The organism is Fulvivirga sp., from assembly GCF_040220315.1.
Classification (GTDB): Bacteria; Bacteroidota; Bacteroidia; order Cytophagales; family Cyclobacteriaceae; genus Fulvivirga.
On the sequence record NZ_JAVJUY010000263.1, the window covers coordinates 1 to 7,895 of the forward strand.

8 protein-coding genes and 1 pseudogene are annotated in these 7,895 nt (G+C 35.8%); all 9 read left to right on the forward strand.

The window, feature by feature from the left end:
• Window positions 1-1,039, forward strand: a 1,039-nt coding sequence (locus RLO81_RS12715; protein WP_350112080.1) for a quinol:cytochrome C oxidoreductase, incomplete at its 5' end; no start/stop codon positions are given.
• Window positions 1,040-1,066: 27 nt separating this feature from the next.
• Window positions 1,067-2,137: a cytochrome c oxidase subunit II gene (locus RLO81_RS12720; RefSeq protein WP_350112083.1), complete on the forward strand. Its 1,071-nt coding sequence runs from the start codon at window positions 1,067-1,069 to the stop codon at window positions 2,135-2,137.
• 13 nt (window positions 2,138-2,150) lie between these two features.
• Entirely contained in the window at window positions 2,151-4,025 is a 1,875-nt protein-coding gene (locus RLO81_RS12725; RefSeq protein WP_350112086.1) for a cytochrome c oxidase subunit I, read from the forward strand.
• A gap of 13 nt (window positions 4,026-4,038) precedes the next feature.
• Window positions 4,039-5,055: a COX15/CtaA family protein gene (locus RLO81_RS12730; protein ID WP_350112089.1), complete on the forward strand. Its 1,017-nt coding sequence runs from the start codon at window positions 4,039-4,041 to the stop codon at window positions 5,053-5,055.
• On the forward strand, window positions 5,052-5,939 hold the full coding sequence (gene cyoE / locus RLO81_RS12735) for a heme o synthase (RefSeq protein ID WP_350112092.1): 888 nt from the start codon (window positions 5,052-5,054) through the stop codon (window positions 5,937-5,939). Before RLO81_RS12730 ends, cyoE begins: the two co-directional genes overlap by 4 nt.
• Window positions 5,940-5,953: 14 nt before the next feature.
• Window positions 5,954-6,535: a cytochrome c oxidase subunit 3 gene (locus RLO81_RS12740; protein ID WP_350112095.1), complete on the forward strand. Its 582-nt coding sequence runs from the start codon at window positions 5,954-5,956 to the stop codon at window positions 6,533-6,535.
• 24 nt (window positions 6,536-6,559) lie between these two features.
• Window positions 6,560-7,276, forward strand: coding sequence for a cytochrome c oxidase subunit 3 (locus RLO81_RS12745; protein WP_350112098.1), 717 nt, complete (start codon window positions 6,560-6,562; stop codon window positions 7,274-7,276).
• A gap of 20 nt (window positions 7,277-7,296) precedes the next feature.
• Window positions 7,297-7,629, forward strand: a complete 333-nt coding sequence (locus tag RLO81_RS12750; RefSeq protein WP_350112101.1) for a cytochrome C oxidase subunit IV family protein — start codon at window positions 7,297-7,299, stop codon at window positions 7,627-7,629.
• Window positions 7,630-7,690: 61 nt separating this feature from the next.
• Window positions 7,691-7,895: pseudogene (locus RLO81_RS12755) on the forward strand (hypothetical protein); the annotation flags it as partial.

The window sequence follows — 7,895 nt, forward strand, 5'->3', positions numbered from 1 at the left end:
CTTTGTTGCTATACAATATGCTGCCCAAGCAGGCTGGTCTTCTGGGATCAAGCGAATTCCATTGGCTATGGCTCATTGGTTGCCAATTGCTGGGATATTAATGTTTTTATCTTGGTTTTGGGTTGATTATGATGTTTTTCATTGGACTCATGATTACCTATACAAAGAGGGTACGGATAAATTCGATAAAATAATAAGCGGTAAAGCAAGTTTATGGTACTGGCCATTTGCTGCAGGTTCATTTCCAATTTTTTACGTAGCTAGAATTGTGATTTTCTTTGGCTTATGGTACATGTTCTTCCTATGGATTAAAAAAGAAATGCTGGCGGAAGATATTGATGGCGATGTAGCTCATTGGTATAAAGCAAGAAAATACTCGGCTATTTTCTTAGTAATCTTTGCTGTTACTTCATCAATTGCTGCTTGGGATTGGATCATGTCGATCGATCCTCACTGGTTCAGTACAATGTTTGGTTGGTATGTATTTGCCAGCTGGTGGGTAAATGGTTTGGCAGTTATAACTTTAATTGTAGTTGCCTTAAAGTCTCAAGGTTACTTGTCAATTGTAAATGCTAACCACTTGCATGATATTGGAAAATTCATCTTTGGATTTAGTATTTTCTGGACTTACATCTGGTTTTCGCAGTTCTTGCTTATTTACTACGCAAATATTCCAGAAGAAACTGTTTACTTCATTCAACGCCTAGATTCTGGGAATTATAGATGGGTATTTTTTATTAATCTATTGTTAAACTTCTTCCTACCGTTCTTGTTATTAATGACAAGAGACGCAAAGAGGCACATGTCTTTACTAAGGCTTGTTTGTCCGATAGTAATAGCTGGCCACTGGTTCGATTTTTACTTGATGGTTACACCGGGAGTTATGCAAACAGAAGGAGCATTTGGTTTGGTTGAAATTGGAATGGCAACAGTATTTGGAGTAGCATTCTTATTTGTGACATTAACGAACCTAGCCAAAGTGCCACTTTTTGCTAAAAATCACCCGATGTTAAAAGAAAGTTTACATCACCACATTTAATTGAATAACTGTTAATTAAAGAATAATATGTTCGGTATAATCATAACAATTGGTGTTCTTCTACTCTTGTTCATTCTGTATACATTATTCAGAATAGGAACACTAGTTAATGTAGTAAAAGGAACGGATAAAAAGATCGTTAGCACTAGCAACAAAGTGAATGGTGCATTAATGATGTTATTCATGATCCTTGGATTTGGATTTATGTTCTGGTATTCATGGGTTTATTTTGACAAGTATACCTTACCAGTTGCCTCAGAACATGGAGAATTAACAGACAAGTTGTTTTGGATTACAACGGCTGTGACAGGAGTTATTTTTGTTATTACAAACGTACTTTTGTTTTGGTTCAGTTATAAATATCAGTATAAAGAAGGTGAAAGAGGTAAGTTTTATCCTGATAATACTAAGTTAGAATTGTTATGGACAGTGGTTCCAGCCATAGTTTTGTCTGTATTAGTATTTACAGGACTTCAAGCTTGGACGGATATCACCAGCAAAGCGGCTGACGATGCTGAAGTAATTGAGGTAATGGGATATCAGTTTGCTTGGGCCGTTCGCTATCCAGGTGTAAAAGATAATCAGCTTGGTGATTATGATTACAAATTAATTGATGACACTCAAGGTAATCCTTTTGGTATTGATATTACTGACGAAAATTCATATGATGATTTCACACCGTTAGAATTACATTTCCCAGTAGATAAAGAAGTATTATTAAAAATTAGAGCAAGGGACGTACTTCACAGTGTATTTTTACCTTATCAAAGAGTAAAAATGGATGCTGTGCCTGGCCAACCTACCCATTTCAAATTTATTGCTAATAAAACAACACAAGAAATGAGGGATGAGGTTGGAGACCCTGAATTCGACTACTTCTTAACATGTACTGAAATATGTGGCAGGGGACATTTCTCTATGAAGCTAAAAGTTGTTGTAGATACACAGGAAGATTATGAAAAATGGAAAGCTGAGCAACAAACTTGGCTAAAATTGAATCCTGACTTACTTGAGCAGGTACCTGCTGAAAAAAGAGAACTAGCTAAGATTAAAGCTGGTATAGAAGAGGAAACTGAAGAATTAGAAGCAACATTATAAGATAATTAAGAATATGGCTACTGCTGACATACATATATCTGAAGAAACACATCATGATGGTCACGAGCACGATCATGATCACTCAACAAATTTTTGGACACATTATGTGTTCACCACCGACCATAAAATGATTGCCAAGCAGTTCCTGATCACAGGAATTTTTTGGGCACTCCTTGGAGGTATACTTTCAGTTATTTTTAGACTTCAATTAGGGTTTCCTGAGGCTGAACTTGGTTGGTTAAAACCATTTTTGGGTGATTGGATAACAACTGAAGGTAAAATTGATCCTGAATTTTACCTGGCATTAGTTACTATGCATGGTACAATCATGGTCTTCTTTGTATTAACGGCCGGTTTAAGCGGAACTTTTAGCAATTTCCTTATTCCGTTGCAAATAGGTGCCAGGGACATGGCTTCTGGATTTATGAATATGCTATCATACTGGTTCTTCTTTGCTTCAAGTGTGATCATGTTTATTTCGTTATTCATTGAGACAGGACCTGCCTCAGGAGGATGGGTAATTTACCCCCCGTTAAGCGCCTTGCCTCAGGCAGTGAATGGTTCAGGTTTAGGGATGACCCTATGGTTAACTTCAATGGCACTTTTTATTGTTTCAACATTACTTGGTGGTATAAATTACATTACAACAGTAATAAACTTGCGAACTCATGGTATGTCATTCGCTAAATTGCCATTGACTATTTGGGCATTCTTCTTAACAGCCATTATTGGTTTGTTGTCATTCCCAGTTCTATTTTCTGCCGCTTTATTATTAATTTTCGACAGAAGTTTTGGAACTAGTTTCTATTTATCTGATATCTACATAAACGGAGAGGCATTGCCTAACCAAGGCGGAAGTCCTATTTTGTTTCAACATTTGTTCTGGTTTCTTGGACATCCTGAAGTTTACATTGTTCTTCTTCCAGCATTAGGTATTACTTCGGAAATTATATCAACAAACTCCAGGAAACCGATCTTTGGTTATAAAGCCATGGTTGGTTCAATGTTGTTTATTGCTATACTATCTTTTATAGTTTGGGCACACCATATGTTTGTAACGGGCATGAACCCTTTCTTAGGATCAGTATTTATGTTACTAACATTAATCATAGCCGTGCCTTCTGCCGTTAAAGTATTCAATTACCTTACTACCTTATGGAAAGGTAATATAAGATTTACACCGGCTATGCTGTTTTCAATCGGCTTGGTATCATTCTTTATAAGCGGTGGTTTAACAGGAATATTCCTAGGAAATTCAGCTATTGATATTCAATTGCATGATACTTATTTTGTTGTTGCACATTTTCACTTAGTAATGGGTAGTGCATCATTCTTTGGCTTAATGGCAGGTGTGTACCACTGGTTTCCTAAAATGTTTGGTAGAATGATGGATGCCAAATTAGGTTATATTCATTTCTGGTTAACATTCGTTGGGGTTTATTTAGTATTCTTCCCAATGCACTATATTGGAATAGCAGGTTACCCAAGAAGATATTACTCATTTACAAATTTCGATGTGCTCAATCAATTTACTGATTTAAATATGTTGGTAAGTATTGCAGCAATATTAACATTGAGTGCTCAATTCTTATTCTTATTCAACTTTTTCTACAGTATGTATAGAGGGAGAAGAGCGACATCCAATCCATGGAATTCGACAACACTTGAGTGGACGACTCCGATAGAACCTGGTCATGGAAACTGGCCTGGAGAAATACCTACTGTTTATAGATGGCCTTACGATTACAGTAAGCCTGGGGCTAAAGAAGATTTTATCCCGCAACATGTTCCTTTCTCTGAAACTCCAGAGTCAAATCTCGACCATGAGAATGATTTGATCAAACTTGAAGGTGCTGGTGACAAGGGGATAGTAGTGGATGAAAAATAAAACACATCAAGATATGAGCAGACTAGGTAAATTTAGTCTGCTCACTCTTGTTGCTATCTATTTTTTAATACTCGTTGGAGGAATTGTAAGAGGCACAGGTGCTGGCATGGGTTGTCCAGACTGGCCTAAATGTTTTGGAAAATGGATTCCACCCACTGAATTATCCGATCTCCCAAAGGACTACAAAGAGGTTTACTCCCAAAAAAGAGCTGACAAAAATAAAAAATTGGCTAACTACCTGGATTTAATAGGTTTAAAAAGTACAGCACATAAAATTGTACATGATAAATCAATTTTGGAGGAAGCAGATTTTAATCCAACCAAAACGTGGATAGAATATTTAAATAGGTTAGTAGGTGTTGCCATTGGTTTACTGGTTATAGGTACGGTAGTCTTTTCATTACCTTTTAGAAAAACTGAATCGAATATATTTTATTTGGCTATCGCTTCACTTATTTTAGTTGTGTTTCAGGGATGGGTCGGATCTTTGGTAGTATCTACCAACTTAATACCATTCATGGTATCCATCCATATGCTCATTGCTATACTTATCGTTTTTTTCCTCTCAATAATTGTCATAAAAGCCAACCCACATTTAAAATTAAACTCTGATGAGCCATCTTATTTAAAAAAAATAATTGTTTTTAGTATGGTCATTATGCTTATACAAATAGTTCTCGGTACGCAAGTGAGGGAGGCAATAGATCATTTATCGGCTACTTTGAATAATAGAAGTATGTGGATTGAGAATCTTGGTATAGAATTTATAATTCACAGATCATTTTCATGGGTTGTGTTGTTATCTAATGTGTATGTACTTTATAAATTGCATAAGATGAAGTTAGTAAATGGTACAGCCAAGATATTATTGCTCGTGGTGATTTTAACTATCATTTCCGGGGTAATTATGGCGTATTTTAATATTCCCAGGACGATTCAGCCGATTCATTTATTGTTAGGTACAATGGCAATCGGACTTCAATTTTTCTTATTTTTGCAACTCAAAAAAACACAGCCTGTTACTGCATGATAACTCAAGACTCATATAGTATTTCTTTTTTGGAGAAGGCCAAATCATTTTTTGAACTTCTAAAGTTTAGGCTTTCTTTTTTGGTGGCATTTTCATGTGGATTTGGCTATATCTTAGGGTCGCACGGAGTGATTGACTGGGTTCATTTTGCTTCTATTTGTTTTGGTGGATTTCTTGTTTCTGGGGCGTCAATTTCCATTAATCAAATAATTGAAAAAGATTTGGATTTGTTAATGACCCGAACTATGAACAGGCCATTACCAACAAAGAGAATTACTGTTAATGAAGCAGCGGCCTTTGCATTTACAACTGGTTCAATAGGTATTCTAATCTTAGCATTGAATACAAATATGTTAACTACACTTTTGTCTGTCCTGTCAATGGTGCTTTATAGTTTTGTGTATACGCCACTTAAGAGAGTTGGACCAATTGCTGTTTTTGTGGGTGCGATACCTGGGGCCTTACCACCACTTTTAGGTTGGACTGCAGCAACGGGTTACATATCATTAGAAGCACTAATAATTTTTGGAATACAATTTATTTGGCAATTCCCGCATTTTTGGGCCATTGCCTGGGTTGCGGATGAAGATTATAAGAAAGCAGGTTTTAAGCTACTACCTTCAGGAGGAAAGAAAGATTTAAATACTGCAATTCAAATAATGATTTATACCTTATTTCTTATTCCTTTTGGTTTGCTGCCAGCCAAATTTGGTATCACAGGTATAGATTCAGCGATAGTAGTAACAGTCTGTGGAGTATTATTTCTTAGTCAGACTTTTGCATTAATGAAAAATGGTACGCGCAAATCTGCGATGCGAATAATGTTTGGATCATTCTTATACCTACCCATTGTTCAAATAGCCTATTTATTAGATAAATTATAAAAGAGGAGGAGATTATGACTAGTGATTTTAGAATTATAGAAGAAGCAAAAAAGCCTTTATCAATGCACCCAAAGAAATTTGGAATGTGGCTTTTTATGATTACAGTAGTAATGATATTTGCATCATTAACAAGTGCATATATAGTAAGACAAGCTGAAGGTAATTGGGTAGTATTTGAACTACCAACATTATTATGGATATCATCTGCTATAATACTCGTGAGTAGTGCAACTATGCACTGGACTTATTTGTCTGCAAAATCTGACGATCTGGAAAAAGTAAAAGTGGGGATAGGCATAACGTTTGCCTTAGGATTAATGTTTTTGGTTGCACAAGTATATGCCTGGGGAGATTTGGTAGAACAAAATGTGTTCTTTGTAGGCAATCCGTCTGGATCCTTTTTATATGTTCTTACCGGATTGCATGGATTACACCTTGTAAGTGGTATCATTTTTCTAATAATTGTATTAATTTCGACTTTTAAATATAGAGTTCACTCTAAAAATTTAGCACAGATTCAGATGTGCTCAACATATTGGCATTTTTTAGGTGGTCTTTGGATTTATTTATTCGTATTTTTATTATTGAATCATTAATTAAACAGGTATAACTTAACTTCTATGTCAGCTACCGCACATTCAATTGATACAGGTAAAAACATTTGGGATGGTGGGCAATCACCATTAAAAGCAAGTTATGGGAAACTCATGATGTGGTTTTTCCTGCTTTCTGATGCTTTTACTTTTTCTGCATTACTTATTACTTATGGCTTAATTCGTACTGCACATCCTGCTTATTCAGGAACTGTAGAAGATTTCACATTTTCACAAGACTATTGGCCTATACCGGAAAAAGTATTCGAAGCTGTACCATTTTTACACGGTGTTCCTTTACCTCTAGTTTTTGTTGGGATTATGACCTTCATCTTAATAATGAGTAGTGTGACCATGGTACTTGCGGTAGAAGCCGGTCATAGAATGGATAAAAAAGGGGTTGAAAAATGGATGCTTTGGACAATCATCGGGGGCTTAACTTTTCTCGGCTGCCAAGCATGGGAGTGGTCACATTTTATTTCAGGAACAGGTGGTGGTGGAGCTGGACTTTCCTGGAACGAATACGGGCCAATGGACTTTGCAGCATTCTTCTTTTTTATAACAGGGTTCCATGGAACACACGTATTTAGTGGGGTAGTACTTAATTTTCTTGTTTATTACAATACAATTACCGGAGTATACGAACGAAGAGGACATTACGAAATGGTAGAGAAAGTAGGCCTTTATTGGCACTTTGTAGACCTTGTTTGGGTGTTTGTATTCACTTTCTTTTACCTTGTTTAATTGATTAAACCACTGAACTAATGCATACAGAAGAAACTTCAAATGTGCAGGTAATGCCTGCTGACAAAGAAAAAATCAAACTGATCTGGAAAACAGCTGGAATATTAGCGCTTATTACAGCGTTAGAATTTTTGGTTGCTTTTACCGTACCACACGAAATGGAAATGACCAGAGTAGTAATATTTATTGGAATGACAATCGTGAAAGCTGCATATATTGTGGGTGAATTTATGCACTTGAAATATGAAGTGAAAGTTTTAATCTGGTCTATTATCATACCTATGATTTTTGTAGTGTGGATGTTGGTAGCTTTCGTTTATGAAGGGGCGTCCATTTATGATGGTAGATTCTGAAGTTAATTTTTAAAATTAATATTAGGCTAAGGTGAAATCATCTTAGCCTTCTTTTTGTCTTATGAATAAGAGCATTAAAATTGCAATTCTGTTAGTAATACTGGCCATTCCTGCTAGTATTTTTACTTTTTTGAAATATTTTGGCAGTAATCAGTTTCAAGTTGAAGTGTTTTATACAGATGGAGTAAAAAGTGATTCAACCTGTGTTAATATAAGTGGCCAGTATTATGTTGCGGATTCATTATTAACTACATCAGATAAACACT